Below are 20549 nucleotides of genomic sequence, written 5' to 3' on the forward strand. Positions count from 1 at the left end.
AACAAAACATTAGAATTAATTATTATTGAATATCTAAAAAAATTCAATTTTAATTAAATTTAATAATTCTAATTTTCAGCTTACATTTTTCATTAATAAAACAAATATGGCTTTTAAATAAAAGCCATATTTTTAGCTACATAGGTCAATGCAATACATAGCACTATATGTTTATCAATTCTTTAAAAAAAGGACATTTTAAAAACATTTTATATTTGTTGCAACAAAAAATCAACAGATGATGAAAAAAAAGCTATTGTATATGGCATTATTTGTTATGTTTATTCATATAAATGCACAGGTAGGTATTAAAACACCAACGCCACAACATACATTACACGTCAACGGTTCTCTACAGGTTGTTAAAGACCTGAATGTAGGTGGCGATGACAGAACAAAGGGAAATTCAGGAAACAAAGGTGAAGTCCTCATGTCAAACGGAGCCGGAAATACTCCGGTTTGGAAAACAATTGAATCTGAAAACTTCTTAAAAGTAGTGTATGTGGGAAATAAAACTGATATCAGCCCATCCAGTGGCAGCTATACAGGAACACACTCTACTCCGGTCAACACTCATGAAAGTTATTCACAAACCTATGTTTTTAATGTGAGTAATAAGATTGATACAGCTTATCTAACCTATAATTCAACAACAGGACTTTTTACAGTAGTAAAACCTGGGTTCTATAATATTGTTCCTTATGCAACCTATGACCTTAATTTAAATCCGTCAGGACAAACTGCAGGAACAGCCAATTCTTATATCCAGAAAGTATCGCCTACCCTTACAACACTTGCAGGAATATCCACCGGACATGGAGAACGTACTACAGGATTGAATCATAATCTTTCATCTATTAATTTTTTTAATACGGGAGAAACCTTCAGGATACGTTGCCGATATACTCAGGATTTCCGGTTGTCAAGTGGTAATATTCATATCTCATATCTTACTCCGTAGCCTATAAAACGTCAATCACTTCAATACATTCATATATTCAAAACCCCCACAGATTTCTCTGTAGGGGTTTATTTATCATTTATGTATTGGATAAAAGTTTAGTTTAACGAAAAAGTATACACATTTCCACCTTCATCCTTCCCTTTCTCATCTGCAATCATTAGTGTTTTATCATTAAGAAAAACAATAGCTTCCTTCTGCGAGTTATGATTCAATGAAATTTTCTGAATTTTAGCAGAACTGAAATCGTTGGCAGTAAAACCTGTAAGAACATGAACATTTTTATGCGTCAGCAATACAATTTTATCTTTCGTACTGTTGATGGTAGCTGAAGTAATAGCAGCATCATTATAACCACCCTGAAGTTTCAATGTTCCTATTAGCTTGGCTTCAAAATCACCCTCTTTATTAGGCACCTGAAATACCAGGAAAGTCCCGTCAAAACCTTTGCTTCTGTTTTTCGTGAATAAATAAAAATTTCCATCCATTTCTACAAAAGCTTCACAATCGTACAACAGGTTTGATTTTTTTGGTGGAAATTCCGTTTGACCCTGATAATGGAATTTTGTAGTCTGAACAACTTTTGTTGTTGTCTGCGTACTGCTGGTAAGATCAGTTTTTAAAATCGCAAGATCGGTACGGTTATTATCATTATTACCAAAATCTCCAATATAAATATTCCCCTGAGAATCTGATATGATATCTTCCCAATCAGTATTTTCAACATTTTCTACCGGTATTTTTGCCAGCATATCACCTTTATCACTCAAACCATATATTGCATTTTTATTCCCTCTGTCTTCTATTACCCAGATTGTTTTCTTATCTTTTGACAAAGTAATTCCGGAAACTTCCTTCAACTTTTTAGGCAGGGAAAACTGGACTTTCAATTCATCCTCATTAGACGAAGAATTCTGAGCTTTTGGATTGCAGCTCAATAAAAGCAAAGCAGGTAAAATAAGAAAACGTAACATATTTATTTTTTATTTTTTTAATTGAATGTAAGAAGCATTAATTGTTCCAATAAAGAGCTATGAAAGTTTTTTTGCCTTTTCCCAAAGAACATCCATTTCTTCCAGAGACATATCTGCCAATTTTAAATCCTGTTCCTCAGCAAGTCCTTCCATTTTTTGGAATCTTGAAATAAACTTAAGATTAGTTCTTTCTAAAGCCGAATCCGGATTAATACCTGAAATTCTTGCATAATTAATCAAAGAGAAAAACACATCACCCAGTTCCTGTTCTTTCTTATCAAGATCGGTTTCAGCATGAAACTCCTGAATCTCTTCATCTACTTTTTTCCAGGCATCTTCGGCATCATGAAATTCAAAACCGATTCCTTTTACCTTATCCTGTATTCTATAGGCTTTTACCAGACTCGGCAAGCTTTTCGGAACGCCTCCTAAAATGGATTTATTTCCTTCCTTTAATTTTAATTTTTCCCAGTTTTGCTTCACCTCTTCTTCATCTTTCACCTCAACATCTCCATAGATATGAGGATGGCGGAAGATCAGCTTTTCATTAAGGGAATTGATCACATCTGCGATATCAAAACTTTCTTTTTCCGAACCAATTTTAGCATAAAAAACCAAGTGAAGTAAAACATCACCCAGTTCTTTTTTTATCTCCTGCAGATCATTCTGTAAAATAGCATCGGAAAGCTCATAAGTTTCTTCAAGGGTAAGATGGCGAAGCGACTCTAAAGTCTGTTTCTGGTCCCACGGACATTTTTCACGAAGATCATCCATGATATCCAGTAATTTTCCAAAGGCTTCCAGTTTCTCCTGTTTCGTATTCATAAGTATTGGGAAATTCAATCTTATACAAATGTAAGGGATATTTTGGGTCTATGGTAGAGGTTAGCGTTGAAAGTTGAGAGTTTATAGATTTGGGTGCGAGGTATGGGATACGGGATTCGCGTTTAATGTTTAATGTTTAATGTTTAAAGATAAAGACGAAATTTGAACTCAGCAGAAAATTTCCCTAATCCCTGCTACCTATCATCTGCCACCTGCTAAAACCAAAAGCCTTGTCAGGAAATTCCCGACAAGGCTTTGTATTTTTAATTCAGAACTGAATTATCCTTGTTTTCTGTGCGTACTTTTCGGAGCTGATTTTGCAGCTGAAGTAGCTTTTACTTTTGGAGCAGCTGGTTTCTCTGCTTTTGGAGCTTTTTTAGCTTCTTTTTCAATGTTTAGTTCCTCTGCAGGCTCTCCATCCAAAGTTTCAGGTTCTGCCTTTACAAAACTTTCAGGAGTAATATATCCTGCTTTGTGAAGAACATTGTACCACTGAGCCAATTTCTTGATATCAGAAGAATATACTCTTTCTGTATCATAGTTAGGAAGAGATGCCAACATAAAATCTTTCAGATCTGCATCAGAAGATTTGTGAGAAATAGTTTCCTTATAGTCGTTGTTTTTAGCAATATTTTCAAATACTTCAAACAAAGGAACTTCTTTTTCAAATGTAAACATGGCAATATTATCCAACAAACTTACCTGGCTTGAGTTTCCAATACTTACTTTTTTCTTACTGGTAACATCTTCAATGATGAATCCGTTTCTTAATTGAGAAACTAATTTGTAAAGTCCTGGTTTTCCAGAAATTGAAATTATTTTTTCTAACAGCATAATTTTATTTTTTGTAAATTCTGCAATCAGCCTTAAGCTTTTTGCTTTATATTATTTCTTTTATCCTTGTTTAATTTATTTTGGAAATCTCATTTTGTAACCAATGTTTACGTCACCCTGAGAGATTTTTGTCAGCTTACCTTTTACCAGTTTCTTTTTCAGAGCACTCAGGTGGTCAGTAAACAGTACCCCTTCAATGTGGTCATATTCATGCTGAATTACGCGGGCTCTAATATCGGAAAAAGTTTCTGTATGTTTCACAAAATTTTCGTCATAATATTCAATAACGATTGTTCCTTTTCTTTTTACATCTTCTCTTACATCCGGAATAGAAAGACAGCCTTCATTGAACTTCCATTCTTCACCTGATTCCTCAAGAATCTGAGCATTGATGAAAACTTTTTTAAACTCTGCCAACTCATCCTTAATATCTTCATAATCCTCATCTTCTGCAAGAGGTGTCACATCTATTACAAACAGACGGATATCCAAACCAATCTGTGGCGCAGCAAGACCTATGCCATTAGCGCTGTACATGGTTTCGAACATATTATCTATCAGTTCCTGTAATTCGGGATAATCTTTGTCTATATCTTTTCCCACTTTTCTCAAAACAGGATCCCCAAAAGCTCTTATCGGTAATATCATCTTAATCTTTGTTCTAAAAAATTCTGCAATATGATGGTTGCACTTACTTTATCTATTAATCCTTTCTCCTGCCTCTTTTTTTTGTTTTTTCCACTTTGGGAAATAAAAAATGAAGCCATTTTGGAAGTAAATCTTTCATCAAAACGATGAACCGCAATATCCGAAAATTCTTTTTTAAATTCTTCAATGAATTTTAAAATATCGGTTTCCACTTCCGAAACATTTCCCTTCAAATCTATGGGAAGCCCAATTACTACCTCATCTACTTTATTTTCATTGAAATATTTTTTCAAAAATTCCAGTAAAAAACGGTTCTCCACAGTCTCCAGCCCACTGGCTATAATCTGCATATCATCTGTTGCAGCGATACCACAACGAGCCTTTCCGTAGTCTATTGCAAGGATTTGTCCCATAAGTCTGCAAATTTAGTAAAATTTACTGATTTTATTCATAACGCAGTTTTTTTATATAAATCATGTTTTATTCCATTATTTTTTTTATAATTTTAATCTTCCAAAAAACAATTATATGAAGAAACTCATCCTCGTAAGACATGCAAAAAGCGACTGGCCGGAGGAAACGGAGGACTTTGACAGACCATTGGCAGACAAGGGTTTGACAGACGCTATGCACATGTCCAGATTCCTTAAAAGTAATAATATTTCCATCGATCACTTTGTATCAAGCCCTGCGGTGCGTGCACTGAATACGTGTAAAATTTTTAATCAGGCGTATCAGCTTAACTGTGCTACAGATGAAAAATTATATAATCCTTCGGAAAGAAGCTTTGAATCTGTAATTTATAACCTGGATGACAACTTGAATTCGGTTGCTTTTTTCTCTCATAATAATGGAATTTCCAATTTTGCCAATTCTATTTCTGAAGATATTTTTCATTTTCCCACATGCGGAGTCGCGGGTTTTGAAGTAGACTGTGAATCATGGTCCGAATTTGATGGTGCTAAAAAGAAATTACTATTCTTTTATGAACCGGGGAAAATATAACATTACTTTTCTCTTTTCTTATGCAGCCCTATTCATCCTTCTTTTTTCATGTCAGAAACAGAAGAAAACCTATTTTGAATCGATTGCGCTGAATGATATAAAGCTTTCTTCCCCCAAGCACGGAAGCTGGCGGTACAATCATGATGAAAAATTTCAGCAGTTTGAAGATTTTCAGCAATCAAAAAAGATAAAGCCCAAAACCGGAAAAAACATTATTTACCTCCAGCCGATCGGAAAATTTGATGAACTTCAGAAAAGACAAATAGTACTCACCAAAGAATATTTAAAAATATATTTCCAGCTGGAAACAAAGGTTCTTCCCGCTTTACCCAACACAATCTTTCCTGAAAAAATCAAAAGAATTTCAAAGGAAGGACAGGAGCAAATTCTGGCAAGTTATGTTCTGGACAGCATTCTGATCAAAAGAAAGCCTAAAGATGCTGTAGTATTGATGGGAATTACAGAAAAAGATCTTTTCCCTCAACCAGAATGGAACTACATTTTCGGATTGGCTTCTTATGAAGAAGGTGTAGGGGTAACATCTATATACAGATTTGCCAATGGTCATTTAACGGATTCCAATTTCAATGAGAGCTTTCTGAGATTAATAAAGATCAGTTCTCACGAGATCGGACATATGTTCGGAATCAGCCATTGTCTGAATGCCAACTGCGTGATGAATGGAACCAATTCACTTTCAGAAACAGATTATCACCTCGCAAGAGCATGTTCACTATGCCAGAGAAAGCTGAATGCCAGTATACATTATAATAATAAGAAAAGACTTCTTGAATTAAAAAATTTCTTTGAAAAACAGCATCTCAATACAGAGCTCTCTTTAGCAGAACAAGACCTAAACCAGCTGCAATAAACAATATTTCTTTTACCGACTACACATTCCCCTCCTCCGGAGGGGTGGCAAAAAATTTATTTTTTGACGGGGTGGTTAAGTTTCGGCTAAAGCCATTATCGTTGTAAAAATAAAAAAAACGGGCTAAAGCCCGTTCCTATTGAATATCAAAAGTCATTATTTGTAATTCTACGAGGAAGTAATTTTTTCATAGAAACAAAAAAGAACGGACCAATGCCCGTTCTTCAAAGAATATTTTTACGCTTCACTTTTTATTTCTTCTTCAAATCCAGATCATCAAAATCAAAACTGAAATCTGTTACATCGGAAATCGCCTTCAATTTTGCAGATTCTGCCTTTCCGTTTTCGTCATAGCTGAAAATAATATAGGCATCCGCGTCATAGCTTCTGTCATCCCATTTGATAATGAAAGAACTATTGGAATAAGGAAGTAATTCCCCTTTTAATCTTGGAGAGTTTTTGCATGAAATTCTGTAAGTATTTCCCTGCTGAGAAATTTCTACATCACCAAACCATGCATCATTATATGTTCCTGTAAACTGTTCTGCTTTTGGCTGAAGAGATTTTTCTTTTTTAAATGCTTCAGATTTTGCAAAAGCATCTTTCTTTTGTTTATTAAAATCTGCTTCCATTTTAGACATTCTGTCGCCATATGTTTTCAGCCAGTTTCTGTCTGCTACGCCAAGATAAGAATCCTTCACCGTATTGGTAATGGTATTGAAAGCAGCTCCAGACTGTTGGTTGGTCAATACGACAATTCCCAGCTTCATATCCGGAATTAAAGTAAACTGAGTAACCGTTCCAATTAATCCGCCTGTATGCTGCACCTGCTTATGTCCTTTAACATCGCTCAGGAACCAGCCTAAACCATATCCGTAGAAGCTTGTATCATATGGATTCTTTGCCGCTACTCTGTCTGGGATCTGAAGATTCCAAAGCTGTTGAACATTTTTATCTGAAACTAATTTTTTCCCGTCTTTAGTGGTGAAATTATTTAGCAGACATTCCGCCCATATTGTCATGTCTTTGATGTTACTCATAATTCCCCCTGCAGCATTGGCTGTTTCGTTCCAGTCGTGAGGAACAGCAATTGCTTTTCCGTCTACAGGAGCATGTGCATCAATTTTGTTAGCCGTTGCTTTTGCTCTGTTATAGCTTCCAAAGCTAGAAGTCATTCCTACAGGCTTCATGATTCTCTGTTCAATAAAGTCTGCCCAGCTTAATCCGGAAACTCTGTGAATCACTTCCCCGGCAACAATAAACATGATGTTATTGTAATCTAATTTTGTTCTGAAAGGATTTTCAGGTTTCAGATATCTCACATTATGAACAATGTCATTCACCGTTAAGTTACCCCCTTCCGGAAAAAACATAAGATCTCCCTGTCCAAGTCCTAATCCGGCTCTGTGAGTGATAAGATCTTTTATTGTTACATTTTGTGAAACATACGGATCGTACATTTGAAACTCAGGAATATATTTTGAAACTTTATCATCCCAGTTCAGTTTTCCTTCATCTGCTAAAATTGCTAACGCTGTACATGTGAAACCTTTAGAGTTGGAAGCAATCCCCACCAATGTATTATCATCCATAGGCTGCTTGGTTGTAAGAGAACGTACTCCAAAACCTTTGGAATAAATCATTTTCCCATCTTTTACAATTCCTACGGACATTCCCGGTACATCAAAAGTTTTCAGAGTATTTTGGATCAGTTCATCCAGCTTTTTTTCTTCAACCTGTGCATTGGCTAATCCTACGGTCAAAAGAAAAATGAAAAAAGAAAGTTTCTGTTTCATTGTTTATTTTAATTTTCCCAAATTTACTAAATATTAAGTGATGCTAATTTTAGCATGATTAAAAGTTTATTTATTTTACTGATAAACCCGTTGTATTCATGAAAAAGCCTATTTGTATCTGTATTTTCTCTCTTTTCGCTGCCAGTGGTATCAAAGCCCAGGACAGAACTGCCAATCCTTTACTTTTACAAACCTGGAATCTCAGTAAAATGGATACTTATATTTATACCTACGAAAAGAAGGATGGTTTTGAGGCAAGAAGAGAAGGAATCAGATTTCAGAAAAATGGGAAAATCACAGGAAACCTGATTAAATCTACATTAAGATATGATACTTTGGAAGAACCGGTTACTAAAAGTGAAAAACCAGACCGCTATATCGGGAACTGGAAAAAAGCTTCAGATTCTACAGTGACTTTAATATTTCCTTCCAATACGAATATGACCGGTACTTTTGTTATTTCAAAGCTTACAGAGAATCAACTGAAACTAAAAAAAGTTTTCAGTGCTGATATAGAAAAGAAGCTGGATTCTATCAGGAAAACAAAAAATATTACAGACTGATATTCTTAAATTATTCTCTGAAAGTAAACCGATCTGATAAGTTGATTAAAGCTTCTTATATTTGCAATCTCAAAAAAAATCAAAAATGGCAGTAAACAGATTATTGGCCTTCTTCTTACTGATGATAAGCTGTAATTTATATTTTTCCCAGAACGTTACCATCAAAGACGATAAAGTTTTATTGGATGGAAAGCAAATCCTGAAGACTGAAAAAATCAATGTAGCCCAGTATTCATTTTTCTCTATGAAGGATGATGAGGAAATTCTTCTTTACCGATATATGGACAATGAAACTCCAAGCTATGTAAGTGATGATTATTTTATCCTGAATTTTCTGCCTGAAAAAACAAAAGTAGAATCAACCGATATAGCCAAAATTGCCAATTTCATGAATTCTAAAAAAGGAATGGAAAAACTGGTAAAGTGGTTATTAAAAGAAAGAGTAATCAATCATGACGGAGAACTGAATCCTGACCGTGTAGTGATATTCAAAGATAAATACCACGAAAATATTACAGAAAGAACCCTTAGATAATGACAAAGATTCTTCTCCTTTCCGACTCTCATTCTTATATTGATGACCGGATCCTGGAATATGCTTCTCAGGCTGACGAAGTATGGCATTGTGGAGATTTTGGAAATCTTGACGTCATTGAACAACTGGAAAAGATAAAACCTCTGAAAGGAGTATATGGAAACATTGATGATGCTAAAATCCAGGCTGAGTTTCCGGAAGTCAACCGTTTCTTTTGTGAAAAGCTGGAGGTTTTGATGATTCACATTGGAGGCTATCCCGGAAAATATACTCCACTCGCTAAAAAAGAAATTACAGAAAAAGCTCCGAAATTGTTTATTTCAGGACACTCTCATATTTTGAAAGCAATGTATGACGAGAAAAATAATCTGCTGCATCTCAATCCCGGTGCCTGTGGAAGACAGGGCTGGCACAAAGTAAGAACAATGATGCGCTTTGTGGTAGATGGTGAGGAAATTAAAGATCTGGAGGTAATTGAACTGGGACCAAGAGTTTGATGAGTGAGAGCATGAGGATTTGAGTGTTGGAGGGTTTTAGAGTTTGGGAGTAAAGGAGTTTGCCTTCAATACGTTTTACTTTCTACCTTTGCACCAATAATGGGTTCAGACAAGTCTAAAAAATATGAAAATCGGCGATAAGGTTTCGGTAGTAGATGAAGATTTAAGCGGAGTAGTAACTTCCGTAAAGGGAAATATTGTCGTTTTTAAAGATGAATATGGCTTTACTCACCAATATGCAAAAGAAAAACTGGTTCCTAAGGATTCGGATCTTTATGAAAATATCAGAGTGGTAAGGAAAGCGGAGCCTAAAAAGATTATTTCTAAGAAACATCAGAAAAATCATTTGGTTTTAGACCTGCATTTTCATAATTTGGTGAAGAATCCCAATGACTATGACAGCTTTGAAAGATTATTTATTCAAAAGGAGAAACTCATTGAAGTGATTGAGTTTTGCAGGAAAAATAATCTGAAAAGACTGGAAATTGTTCATGGTATTGGTGATGGTACTCTGCAGAGGATGGTTCGGGATGTATTGGAAAGCCAGGTTAATATTGATTTTTATAATAAGGAAATACTTCACCATCAATCGGGTGCGGTAATGGTAGAATTTCACTAAATTTGCAGCAATTGAAATATGAACGTACTTAATTTACTTTTTACCAAAGACGGATTGATCTACCAGATTGTTAAGAACAAAAACATTCTGGAGGAAAAATCTTATTTCGTTACTGAAGAAACCCCGGCCAATCTTATTGAGCAAAAGCTGGATGAAGTTCTTATTAAGCAGCGCTATGATGAGATCCAGGTGATTTCAGCATTTAATCATTTTACCCTGATGCCTGAAGGTTTTTCTGAGCATGAAGCAGGATTTGATCTGATCGCCTTTAATGCACCTACCGATAGAGAGAAGGAAGAACTGATGCTTTCTATCAACAAAAAATTCAATATTCAGTTTTATTATACTTTCCCGAAGAACTATTATAAGAAAATAAAGGAGCTGGCAATACCGGTTCATTTTAATTTCTCCGGAGAAAAGTTTTTAAGTTCAATTAATAATAAAACCAACAAGGAAATTCACATCAATCTTTATCATAATCAATGTGAGTTCTTTGCGATTGACAATAAAAAAATCATCCTTTATAATAACCTTGATGTCAACTCAGAAGTAGATTTCCTTTACTTCATTATGTTTACATTGAGCAAGATAGGCTTTGGAATCAATGAAACCAGCTTTTATGCTTATGGAGAAACTACGGAAAATGAAACATTCATTTCCGAACTTCAGAAATTTGTTAAAAATCTGAAAATCGTTTTTGACAATATTCCAAACAAGAATTTTATACTTAATTAGGTTGAAGGCCGCAGGTAATAGGGATTAAATCCCGGATAATTACCCACCACCTATAATCTATTCTAAACCCTAAGAAAAATATGTTCAGAATAATATCAGGCAAATGGAAAGCTAAGAAAATTGCCGCCCCTAAAAACTTTGATGTAAGGCCTACCACCGATTTTGCGAAAGAGGCTTTATTCAGCATTCTGGAAAACAAATACGATATGCAATCGATCTCCGTGCTTGATCTTTTTGCAGGAATTGGCTCTATTACCTTTGAATTTGCTTCCAGAGGATGTCAGAATGTGACTTCTGTGGAAATGAATCCAAAGCATACCGCGTTTATCAACTCTACCGCTTCTGAGCTTGATATGGCACTTCAGATCAACGTGCAGAGAGGTGATGTATTTGACTGGCTTAAAAAATTCAGAAATAAAAAGTCATTTGAGATTGTTTTCTCTGATGCTCCTTTTGAAATGGAAGAGAAAAAGTATTACGAGCTGATCTCTCTGGTATTAAATAATAAATATCTGAAAGAAAACGGAGCTCTTATCGTGGAACACCAAAGCCGTATGAAGCTGGAACATCCTAACCTAATAGATACCCGAAAATACGGAAACGTGAGTTTCAGTTTTTTTGAACCAAATAAAGAAGATAATCAGGAACTTTAATTCCTGATTATTTTTTTTGAGATTACAGGTGCTTCTTTACCCCATTTTGTTATCGCTTCCAAAACAGGCAATAAAGTTCTTCCAAAGTCTGTCAATTCATATTCAACCACTAAGGGAGGTTTTTCCGTAAAAACTTTTCGATTAACGATTCCATCTTCTTCCAGCTGTTTTAGCTGCAAGCTTAATGTTCTTTCTGTAATAGTAGGAATTGATTTTCTTAATTCATTATATCTTTTAGCTCCATCAATAAGGTGGTGCAAAATAACTGCTTTCCATTTACCGCCTATAAATTTCATAGTAACGCTGGTACAGCAGGGATAAGATTTATTATCTATTGTATACATTTTTATACTATCATTTTTTACCGTTATTGCAAAGTTAGGAAACTTAAATTAATTTTGTAACTATAAAAATGATAGTATAAAATTATGAACTTTTTAAACAAAATGAAAAACAGGTATACTGTAAAAAAGTATAACCCACAGGGAAAAATCAGTGAAGAACAGATTGAAGAACTTAAAGAGATCCTGAATCTGAGTCCATCATCCATCAACAGCCAGCCATGGAACTTTATCTTTGTTAATGATCCGGAACTGAAAAAACAATTGGGTGACAAATCTTATTTTAATAAAGCAAAAGTTTTGGACAGCAGCCATGTCATTGTCTTTCAGGTGATCAAAAACATAGAAAACTTTGAGAAGCAGATTGAAGAAAACCTTCCAGAAGGATCTGTCAATTATTATCGGACTATGGTAAAACCTAAAGGAGAAACTGAAATAAAATCATGGCTTGGACATCAGGTTTACTTATCATTAGGTGTACTGCTTTCTGCCTGTGCAGCTATGGGAATAGATTCCACTCCGATGGAAGGAATTGAACCTGAAGGATATGATGCTGTTCTGAATAATGAAAAATATGAGACCTTATTTGCAGTAGCAATCGGGGAAAGAGATGAAGCAGATACGAATCAGCCGAAATTTAATCCAAAGACGAGACTGAAAGCTGAAAAAGTAATTGTGGAAGCGTAATTTAAACACGAATTTCACCAATTATTTCACAAAAAACACAAATGAAAGTGAATATTATTTCCCACGAATTTCACAGAGGACACAGATTTCTAGGTACACCTTAATTCTAAAAGCGTTATCATCTGTGGGATTTGTGAAATCCGTGGGAACTCAATGAAGCATAAAACTTTATCAAAAATAAATCTTTGTGCCTTAAAAACATGATTTTGTAACGACAACATGTAACAAATAAAAAAGTCTGCTTCACTATGAGGCAGACTTTTTATTTATAATACTTTTAATTCTAAATCAATTGTTTTTCCGAAGAACTTCTTAGAGATCTTTTCAAAATTCTTGGTAAGATCAGAAAGGTAGAAATGATAATTCGGTTTGGGATTGTTATCATTTAAAAGGTTGTACTTATCCAGAATAATCTTCAGATGGTTGGCTACAATATTCGGAGAGTCAATGACACGAACTCTGTTTCCGTAATACTGCTTGATTTCATCTATTAAAAGAGGATAATGGGTACAGCCCAAAATGAGAGTTTCGATATTCTTTAATTTACTATTACTTAAATAATTATAAATAATGGCATGGGTAATCGGATGGTTTTTAAATCCTTCTTCAATGGCAGGAACCAGCAATGGCGTTGCCAATTCATCCACTTTGATCCATTTATTATGCTTTCGGATACTCTTTTTATAGAGCCCGGAATTTACAGTAGCTTTGGTCGCAATAACTCCTACATTATTGTGGATTTCATAAGATACTTTTTCAGCTACAGGATTAATAACGTCTATGACCGGAACTTTTCCTGCAACAGACTGCATCACTTCGTTCAAAGCATTAGCTGTTGCCGTATTACAGGCAATTACAATCGCTTTACAATTCTGCTCAAGCAGAAAATTGGTGATCTTTGTAGAATATTCAATGATGGCTTCCTTGGACTTTTCTCCGTAAGGAAGATGTTTTGTATCCCCAAAGTAAATAAGATCTTCGTGAGGAAGAAGTCTTTTAATTTCTTTGGCAACGGTAAGGCCTCCCACCCCACTGTCGAAAATTCCGATAGGCTGGCTTGGTGAAAGATGTGAATAATCTTGTTTTTTAGTTTTCAAATGAACTGAAATTTTATACAAAAATAGTGAATTTTATGGCATATCTATATACATGCAAACATTATACGATAAACAAATCTGAAGCAATTCCGTCTGCCATAAACCAATGCTTTTCAGGAATTTTTAAATGGTCATTTTCAATGATTAAAATACCTTCTTCCAGCTTTGTTTTGATTTCTGTCTGAAAATGTTCCAGTAATCTATCCGAAAATTTATTTTTTAAGCTCATAAGATCCACGCCCCATATGGTACGCAAGCCAATCATTATCATTTCATTGAACTGATCTTCCTTAGAAAGAATTTCTTCTTCTTTGGCCAGCAATTTATCATTAAGCTTTTTAATGTATTGCTGATTATTAGCCACATTCCAGCTTCTGACATCAAAGCCGTTATAAGAATGTGCTGAAGGTCCTATTCCCAGATATTCCTGGTATTTCCAATAGGAAGAATTATGGCGGGAGTAGAATCCCGGTTTGGCAAAATTGGAAACTTCATAATGTTCAAAGCCATTATCTTTTAAAAAGTCAGACAGGTAATAGAATTCTCTGTTCTGTTCTTCTTCTTTCGGACTTTTCACTTTTCCTTTTGAAATCCAGTTTTCCAAAGCTGTTTTGGGTTCTACAGTCAGAGCATAGGATGAAATATGAGGAACTTCCAATGCTATTGTTTTATTCAGGTTTTCTTTCCAGATCTCAAGATTAGAGGTTGGTGCCCCATAGATCAGATCAATACTAAGATTTTCAAAACCAAAATCCTGTGCCCGTTTGATAGAACCTTCTGCTTCGGAAGCAGTGTGGGCTCTGTTCATTAATTTTAAATCTTCTTCAAAAAAACTTTGGGTGCCAATAGACAGTCTGTTCACTGGTGTTCCGGCTAGCTGCTTTAAAAAACTTTTGTCCAGGTCATCCGGATTAGCTTCAAGTGTGATTTCAATATCTTTTTCAAAACTGAAGTACCGTAATGTTTCATCAATTAAGGAATTGATTTCATCCACAGAAAGAATAGAAGGTGTTCCTCCTCCAAAATACAGGGATTTCAGAGTTCTGTTCTGTAATTCATCTTTTCTGAGCAACAGTTCAGTTTTCATTGCACGAAGCATCTCATCCTTGAAATTCAGGGATGTTGAAAAATGAAAGTTACAATAACTGCATTTTTGTTTACAGAACGGAATGTGAATATATATCATAAAAAAAGCTCTGAAATTTTTCAGAGCTCAAATTTATTTAAATTAAATTAATTAGTATCTAAATCCTCTAGCATTAATAAAGTTGTCAAAGTTATAACCAAGACCAATCATGAAGCTGTTTCCACCATAGCTCTGGATATCAGATATTCCAAGGTTATAAGTTGCTCCGATCATGAATTTGTTGAATCTCACTTTTACAATTGGAGAGATACTCAGGTTCTGATTATCAAATCTGTTCTGAACCGTTCTGTAGCTTACCCCGAAAGAGAATGCATTGATATCGTTAGAGAAAGTCGCCATTAAGTTCCAGTCGATCATTCTCGTTGAGTTTGTATTAAGATTAATCAATGCTGAAGGTGCAATTGTAATATTATCAGCAATGTTCCAGTTATATCCTAAGTTTAAGAAGAATTTAATTGGAGAAGGCTCGTAGTTGTTTACGATAGAAGCATCATTACTTAATGCGATATCATTTACGGAAACACCCCCGAATAACCCTCTATAAGTAGCAGCCAAACCGAAGTTAGCATACACCATGAAGATGTTACTTTCTTCACCTCTCAATAACGGGTCACCTCCTTCTTCAGTATTAATTTTAGAATAATCAAAGTTCATGTTATAGAAGTTAACACTTGTACCGAAAGAGAACTGGTCTTTTCTATCTCCTTCACTACTTAGAGGAATAAAATATGAAGCACCAGCCGTGATACCGCCCGCAGAGATAGGTCCGTTACTGTCTCTGAACACGGAAATACCAGCACCTACTCTATCAAAGATATTCGCATTAATCCCGATTGACTGAACATTCGGAGAATTGTTGAACTTTGAAAATTGTTGTTGATAATTGGCGTTGAGCTGTACGTAATCTGTTTTTCCGTATTGAGCTGGGTTGAACAGGAACTCACCATCCAAAAGATATTGCTGATAGTATGGTAGTGATTCTTGTGCTTTGTATGCATTTGACAAAAGAGCTAAACATACGATAGCATATAGTTTTCTCATAACAAATCTTGATTTCAATTCAACAAATATAAAAAAATTCTCAATATATTTTTAGTTTTCTAAATAATTTCTCCATTTTTTTACGGCATCCGCCATATCTTTGGGCATTGGGCTCTCAAAATATAATTCCTTTTTTGTCGTTGGGTGTATAAATCCGAGGGTATGGGCATGAAGGGCATGTCTTGGTAAAATTTCGAAAACATTTTTAATAAATTGTTTGTATTTCGGAAGATTTACCCCTCTTAAAGGAGTATGTCCCTCATATCTTTCATCATTAAACAAAGTGTGGCCGATATGTCTGAAATGCGCCCTGATCTGATGGGTTCTTCCCGTCTCAAGTTTACATTCTACCCATGTCATATATTTGAATCTTTCTAAGACTTTATAATGGGTTACTGCATGTTTTCCCTGGCTGCCGTCTTCATAAACAGACATCTGCATTCTGTTTTTAGGATGTCTTCCGATATGACCTCTGATTGTACCTTCATCTTCTTGAGGGTTCCCCCATACAAAAGCCCAGTACAGCCTCTTGGTTGTTCTGTTGAAGAATTGTTTCGCCAGAAAGCTTAATGCATATTCATTTTTGGCGATCACCAATAGGCCGGATGTATCTTTATCAATCCTGTGAACAAGCCCTACCCTGTCAAGATCAGACTTTGCTCCATTCTTTTCAAAATGGAAAGCCAATGCATTCACCAATGTACCGTCCCAGTTCCCGAATCCCGGGTGTACTACCATTCCGGCTTCCTTATCTACCACTACAAGGTCATCATCTTCATAAATGATATTTACAGGGATATCCTGCGGAATAATGACATTCTCTCTTGGAGGATGGGTAAGCAGTACCGAAATCTGATCTCCCGGCTTCACACGATAATTTTGCTTTACCGGAGTTCCGTTAACTACAACGTTTCCGGCTCTGCAGGTCTGTGAAATTTTATTCCTTGAAGAATTCTGTCTGTAGATCAAAAGGAACTTATCAATTCTTAATGGCTCCTGTTTACTGTCAACAGTGATATTAAGATGTTCATACAATCCCTTATTTTCCTCGTCAATATCGATGTTTTCAATACTGTTGGAATCTAATAATTCTTCATCTAAAAAATCTTCGTTATCTTCTGACATTGTTTTATATTTTTTACACAAAAGGCCTCAACATTTTGCAGTTGAAGCCTGTATTTTTGATATTAATCTGATCTTATTCTACGACTACCTTCTTAGCTTTTGGCTTTTGAGCAGGTTGTTGTGTCGTTGTTGAAGCAGCTGGTTTAGCTGTAGCAGGAGCAGCATTAGAAGTTTTAGGCTTATCTGTTGCTGAAGCTGCAGGTTTAGAAGTCGTTGTCTGAGTCTTAGGGGTCTCAGTTTTTGGCACTTCAGGCTTTGGAGTTTCTCTTCTAGGTACCGGAGCAGGTACTACAGGAGCGCTATAACTTGGTTCGTTATGCTGTACTTCTTCATATCGTACCGGAGGGAGTGAAGTATCTACTTTCATACGGTAGATAGAATTCAGCTGCTCTATTTTCGCTCTTAGCTCTGCCGGAGTTTTCTTACTGGCCCAAAGGTCAATCTGCATTCCCTGATCACGAACATCTCCAGAAGCAGGATCCTGATAATAAATAATATCGGATTCGTCTTTGCTTCCATCTTCATGTTCTACCAACCCAACTTCAAACATACTTTTGGTAATAACAGCTCTTGCTTCTTTTACCGTAAGCCCTACTACATTTGGAATCGAAATATTTCTCATAGGACCAGATCCTACAACTACATCGATTACTGAGAATCTAGGTAGACGAGCTCCCGGATTTACTGCATTTCCTTTATATAAAATTCTTAAAAGGGCATCCTTCTGAATACTCGGTTCATAAATAGTATCTCCAATTTTAAGACCCACCTGATCCAGTCTCTGGAATGCCAGTCCTGAATATTTATTGATAACATCCGGAACGGCAATTGGTGCCCATGTTCTCGGGTTTACTGTAAGGTGTACTGTTCTTCCGTCCTTTACACGGGAACCCGGTGCAGGATAAACCTGAAGAACCTGAAATGGTCTGAACTTAGGATTATAGTTGGCACTGTCTACTTCATATTCCAGTCCTGTATCATCTAAAATTTTAACAGCGTCATGTATAGATTTATTAACAATATTAGGAACAGGTATTTCCTGACCATGATTTGTATGGTGTTCCAACCAGCGAAATGTGAGCCATACCAACCCTGCAAAAACACCGATGGCTATTACTAAATTCAGTAAAACTTTCCAATTGAAAAGTGATTTAAGCATACTTAAAAATACTTTAATTATAACCGCAAATATAGCTAATAATTTTAGAATGGTCTTTTTATTTAACACAATTCATTTTTGATCTTAAAATTTGCTGATTTCCCATATTGCATTACATAAAATGTTTAAATTTGCCTTAATTGATACTATATGGTTATGAACAAAAAAAGTGTTGCCGTAGTAATGGGAGGCTATTCTGATGAATATGTCGTTTCCTTAAAAAGCGGACAATTGATTTATGATTCTTTAGACAGAAATCTCTATGATGTATATAAAGTAGTAGTCCTTAAAGATGAGTGGTATTTTTTAGGGGAAAATGATAAAAAATACGAGATCAACAGAGGTGATTTTTCTGTAACTTTAGATAATGGAGAAACCTTAAAATTTGACGCCTGCTTCAATATTATCCATGGAACTCCGGGAGAAAACGGAATTCTTCAGGCATACTGGGATGCAATAGGTCAAAAATATACAGGATGTGATTTTTACCAGAGCGCTCTTACATTCAATAAGAAAGATACTCTTGCCGTACTATCAAAATATGGGATTCCTTCCGCAAAAAGCATCTATTTAAGAAAAGGCGAAGACATCAATGTAGATGAGATTGTATCAGAATTAAATCTTCCGCTATTTGTAAAACCCAACCAATCCGGATCTTCTCTGGGAATCTCTAAAGTAAAAGAAAAATCTGAACTGATTGCCGCTACTGAAATTGCATTCAAAGAAGATAATGAAATCCTGATTGAAAGTTTCTTAGATGGAATGGAAGTTTCTGTGGGAGTTATCGATTTTAAAGGAGAAACCATCGTTCTGGGAATTACAGAAATTGTTCCTACCAATGAGTTTTTTGATTATGAAGCAAAATATGAAGGGGCTTCTGAAGAAATTACGCCAGCAAGAATTGATGAAGCAACTACAAAAAGAGTGGAAGAAATCGCTAAAAGAGCGTACAATTCACTAGGAATGAGTGGCTTTTCAAGAAGTGAATTCATTCTGATGGACGGAATTCCCTATATGCTTGAAATGAATACCAATCCGGGATTCTCTCCTGCAAGTATTCTTCCACAACAGGCAAGACACTATGGAATTTCCATTATGGATCTTTGTGGAAATGAGGTTGAAAAAGCTTTAAATAAATAATATAGAAGTTAGAAATATCTGTTAGAAATTGATTCAAAATTGATAATAGATAATTCACTAACCAAAATCATAACTCGTACAACATGAAAATTGCTGTTTTCCCTGGGTCATTTGACCCGATTACACTAGGACATTACGACATTATAGAAAGAGCGGCACCGCTATTTGATAAGTTAATCATCGCTATCGGACAGAATTCTCAGAAGAAATACATGTTCCCTTTGGAGAAAAGAATGGAATTTATCCAGAATTCCGTAGCAGAATTTCCCAATGTGGAAGTAGATTCGTTTGAAGGCTTAACAGTAGACTACTGTTTTGAAAAAAACGCTCAATACATTATCAGAGGATTAAGAAATCCGGCCGATTTTGAATTTGAAAAAGCAATTGCCCACACCAACAGAACGTTAGCCCACAAAAAACTGGAAACCGTATTCTTACTGACCTCTTCTGGAAAATCTTTCATCAGCAGCAGCATCGTAAGGGAAATCATCACCCACGGCGGCGAATATGAACTGATGGTTCCTGATTCGGTGAGAGTCGAGAGATAGACAAAACAATATTTGATAAGCGATAAATGATAATTGATACAATGGCCAAGAATTTGCTTAAGCAAAAAATCATTCATCAATTATCATTTACCATTTATAACAGATATGCACGAACAGTTCAATTTTGCCATAGAAGTCCTGGGGACCATTGCCTTTTCCATGTCGGGAAGTTTTGCGGCTATGCAGAAACGGCTTGATCCGTTCGGAGTGCTTATTATTGCATTTGTAACCTCTGTGGGAGGCGGAACTGTAAGAGACCTGCTGCTTGATATTCCCGTATTCTGGATGCATGATATTCTGATGTGTACCCTGATTCTGGTGACCAGTATTTTTTCAATGATATTCAAATCTCTTGAGAAGAACTTTAAAGTAACTTTATTTATCTTCGACAGCTTTGGTCTTGGATTATTTACCATTATCGGAGTTCAGAAAGGCTTAAATGCAGGTATACATCCTATGATCTGTATTGCATTGGGAACCATAACCGGCTGTTTCGGAGGAATTATCCGGGATATATTGCTCAATAGAATTCCTTTGATTTTCAGAAAGGAAATTTATGCCACAGCATGTATCGTGGGAGGAGCAGTATTCTTATTGATGACAAAATACTCTCTTCTTTCCTACACATTTGTACAGATTCTTACCATCCTTCTTATTGTTGCTATACGAACGCTTGCTGTAAAATACCATTGGCAGATGCCTAAATTTTATGGGTATGATCATAATAATTCGGAAATGTAACTTAATA

25 protein-coding genes are annotated in these 20549 nt (G+C 35.5%); 13 read left to right on the forward strand and 12 right to left on the reverse strand.

What is annotated here, in order from left to right; genetic code table 11:
* Positions 1-238 precede the first annotated feature (238 nt).
* On the forward strand, positions 239-961 hold the full coding sequence (locus ACLMCG_RS17425; RefSeq protein WP_264519173.1) for a hypothetical protein: 723 nt from the start codon (positions 239-241) through the stop codon (positions 959-961).
* A gap of 98 nt (positions 962-1059) precedes the next feature.
* Here the strand turns inward: ACLMCG_RS17425 and ACLMCG_RS17430 are convergent, their stop codons facing one another.
* From ACLMCG_RS17430 to ruvX, 5 genes are all read right to left on the reverse strand, one after another.
* Positions 1060-1935 carry an SdiA-regulated domain-containing protein gene (locus ACLMCG_RS17430; protein WP_413960396.1) on the reverse strand — a complete coding sequence of 292 codons (876 nt, stop codon included), beginning with the start codon at positions 1933-1935 and terminating at the stop codon, positions 1060-1062.
* Positions 1936-1992: 57 nt separating this feature from the next.
* On the reverse strand, positions 1993-2760 hold the full coding sequence (gene mazG, locus ACLMCG_RS17435) for a nucleoside triphosphate pyrophosphohydrolase (RefSeq protein WP_413960397.1): 768 nt from the start codon (positions 2758-2760) through the stop codon (positions 1993-1995).
* 279 nt (positions 2761-3039) lie between these two features.
* Entirely contained in the window at positions 3040-3594 is a 555-nt protein-coding gene (locus tag ACLMCG_RS17440; RefSeq protein ID WP_047377741.1) for a DUF5606 domain-containing protein, read from the reverse strand.
* A gap of 75 nt (positions 3595-3669) precedes the next feature.
* A complete protein-coding gene (gene def, locus ACLMCG_RS17445; RefSeq protein WP_034693378.1) occupies positions 3670-4242 on the reverse strand; it encodes a peptide deformylase in 573 nt (190 codons plus the stop codon).
* Positions 4239-4655, reverse strand: a complete 417-nt coding sequence (gene ruvX, locus ACLMCG_RS17450) for a Holliday junction resolvase RuvX (RefSeq protein WP_047423964.1) — start codon at positions 4653-4655, stop codon at positions 4239-4241. Before ruvX ends, def begins: the two co-directional genes overlap by 4 nt.
* Before the next feature lie 115 nt (positions 4656-4770).
* Between ruvX and ACLMCG_RS17455 the strand changes: the two genes are divergently transcribed.
* Together ACLMCG_RS17455 and ACLMCG_RS17460 are read left to right on the forward strand one after the other, a co-directional pair.
* Positions 4771-5247, forward strand: coding sequence for a SixA phosphatase family protein (locus tag ACLMCG_RS17455; protein ID WP_413960398.1), 477 nt, complete (start codon positions 4771-4773; stop codon positions 5245-5247).
* Entirely contained in the window at positions 5228-6118 is an 891-nt protein-coding gene (locus tag ACLMCG_RS17460; RefSeq protein WP_413960399.1) for an archaemetzincin, read from the forward strand. Before ACLMCG_RS17455 ends, ACLMCG_RS17460 begins: the two co-directional genes overlap by 20 nt.
* 251 nt (positions 6119-6369) lie before the next feature.
* Here the strand turns inward: ACLMCG_RS17460 and ACLMCG_RS17465 are convergent, their stop codons facing one another.
* Positions 6370-7914: a serine hydrolase gene (locus ACLMCG_RS17465; protein ID WP_413960400.1), complete on the reverse strand. Its 1545-nt coding sequence runs from the start codon at positions 7912-7914 to the stop codon at positions 6370-6372.
* Positions 7915-8012: 98 nt separating this feature from the next.
* Between ACLMCG_RS17465 and ACLMCG_RS17470 the strand changes: the two genes are divergently transcribed.
* The 6 genes from ACLMCG_RS17470 (at position 8013) to ACLMCG_RS17495 (ending at position 11516) form a co-directional block, all read left to right on the forward strand.
* The gene (locus ACLMCG_RS17470; RefSeq protein WP_413960401.1) at positions 8013-8477 is read left to right on the forward strand and encodes a hypothetical protein; all 465 of its coding nucleotides are present in this window, start codon (positions 8013-8015) and stop codon (positions 8475-8477) included.
* Positions 8478-8562: 85 nt separating this feature from the next.
* Positions 8563-9012, forward strand: coding sequence for a hypothetical protein (locus ACLMCG_RS17475; protein WP_413960402.1), 450 nt, complete (start codon positions 8563-8565; stop codon positions 9010-9012).
* The gene (locus ACLMCG_RS17480) at positions 9012-9509 is read left to right on the forward strand and encodes a metallophosphoesterase family protein (RefSeq protein ID WP_413960403.1); all 498 of its coding nucleotides are present in this window, start codon (positions 9012-9014) and stop codon (positions 9507-9509) included. The genes ACLMCG_RS17475 and ACLMCG_RS17480 overlap by 1 nt, the downstream gene beginning before the upstream one ends.
* A 124-nt stretch (positions 9510-9633) precedes the next feature.
* On the forward strand, positions 9634-10128 hold the full coding sequence (locus ACLMCG_RS17485) for a Smr/MutS family protein (RefSeq protein WP_413960404.1): 495 nt from the start codon (positions 9634-9636) through the stop codon (positions 10126-10128).
* Between the two features lie 18 nt (positions 10129-10146).
* Positions 10147-10863 (forward strand): DUF3822 family protein, encoded by a 717-nt coding sequence (locus tag ACLMCG_RS17490; protein ID WP_223601032.1) that lies wholly within the window; start codon positions 10147-10149, stop codon positions 10861-10863.
* Between the two features lie 80 nt (positions 10864-10943).
* Positions 10944-11516 carry an RsmD family RNA methyltransferase gene (locus ACLMCG_RS17495; protein WP_413960405.1) on the forward strand — a complete coding sequence of 191 codons (573 nt, stop codon included), beginning with the start codon at positions 10944-10946 and terminating at the stop codon, positions 11514-11516.
* On the opposite strand, the gene ACLMCG_RS17500 is transcribed toward ACLMCG_RS17495, so the two are convergent.
* A complete protein-coding gene (locus ACLMCG_RS17500; RefSeq protein ID WP_413960406.1) occupies positions 11513-11860 on the reverse strand; it encodes a winged helix-turn-helix transcriptional regulator in 348 nt (115 codons plus the stop codon). The genes ACLMCG_RS17495 and ACLMCG_RS17500 overlap by 4 nt on opposite strands.
* 84 nt (positions 11861-11944) lie before the next feature.
* Between ACLMCG_RS17500 and ACLMCG_RS17505 the strand changes: the two genes are divergently transcribed.
* Entirely contained in the window at positions 11945-12544 is a 600-nt protein-coding gene (locus ACLMCG_RS17505; RefSeq protein WP_413960407.1) for a nitroreductase family protein, read from the forward strand.
* Between the two features lie 266 nt (positions 12545-12810).
* On the opposite strand, the gene murI is transcribed toward ACLMCG_RS17505, so the two are convergent.
* The 5 genes from murI to ACLMCG_RS17530 all read right to left on the reverse strand — a co-directional run bounded on the left by murI (position 12811) and on the right by ACLMCG_RS17530 (position 18113).
* Positions 12811-13641 carry a glutamate racemase gene (gene murI, locus ACLMCG_RS17510; protein ID WP_047423941.1) on the reverse strand — a complete coding sequence of 277 codons (831 nt, stop codon included), beginning with the start codon at positions 13639-13641 and terminating at the stop codon, positions 12811-12813.
* Between the two features lie 61 nt (positions 13642-13702).
* The gene (hemW, locus tag ACLMCG_RS17515; protein ID WP_413960408.1) at positions 13703-14827 is read right to left on the reverse strand and encodes a radical SAM family heme chaperone HemW; all 1125 of its coding nucleotides are present in this window, start codon (positions 14825-14827) and stop codon (positions 13703-13705) included.
* A gap of 51 nt (positions 14828-14878) precedes the next feature.
* Positions 14879-15829 carry a PorP/SprF family type IX secretion system membrane protein gene (locus tag ACLMCG_RS17520; protein ID WP_047377725.1) on the reverse strand — a complete coding sequence of 317 codons (951 nt, stop codon included), beginning with the start codon at positions 15827-15829 and terminating at the stop codon, positions 14879-14881.
* Between the two features lie 51 nt (positions 15830-15880).
* A complete protein-coding gene (locus ACLMCG_RS17525; RefSeq protein WP_413960409.1) occupies positions 15881-16954 on the reverse strand; it encodes an RluA family pseudouridine synthase in 1074 nt (357 codons plus the stop codon).
* 73 nt (positions 16955-17027) lie between these two features.
* Entirely contained in the window at positions 17028-18113 is a 1086-nt protein-coding gene (locus ACLMCG_RS17530) for a PASTA domain-containing protein (protein WP_413960410.1), read from the reverse strand.
* 156 nt (positions 18114-18269) lie between these two features.
* On the opposite strand from ACLMCG_RS17530, the gene ACLMCG_RS17535 reads away from it, so the two are divergent.
* The 3 genes from ACLMCG_RS17535 (at position 18270) to ACLMCG_RS17545 (ending at position 20542) form a co-directional block, all read left to right on the forward strand.
* Positions 18270-19253: a D-alanine--D-alanine ligase gene (locus ACLMCG_RS17535; RefSeq protein WP_223601025.1), complete on the forward strand. Its 984-nt coding sequence runs from the start codon at positions 18270-18272 to the stop codon at positions 19251-19253.
* Between the two features lie 83 nt (positions 19254-19336).
* Positions 19337-19801: a pantetheine-phosphate adenylyltransferase gene (gene coaD, locus ACLMCG_RS17540; protein WP_047098871.1), complete on the forward strand. Its 465-nt coding sequence runs from the start codon at positions 19337-19339 to the stop codon at positions 19799-19801.
* A 105-nt stretch (positions 19802-19906) separates the two neighbouring features.
* A complete protein-coding gene (locus tag ACLMCG_RS17545; RefSeq protein WP_413960411.1) occupies positions 19907-20542 on the forward strand; it encodes a trimeric intracellular cation channel family protein in 636 nt (211 codons plus the stop codon).
* Positions 20543-20549: the final 7 nt, after the last annotated feature.

Source organism: Chryseobacterium sp. S90 (assembly GCF_047444895.1).
Lineage (GTDB): Bacteria > Bacteroidota > Bacteroidia > Flavobacteriales > Weeksellaceae > Chryseobacterium.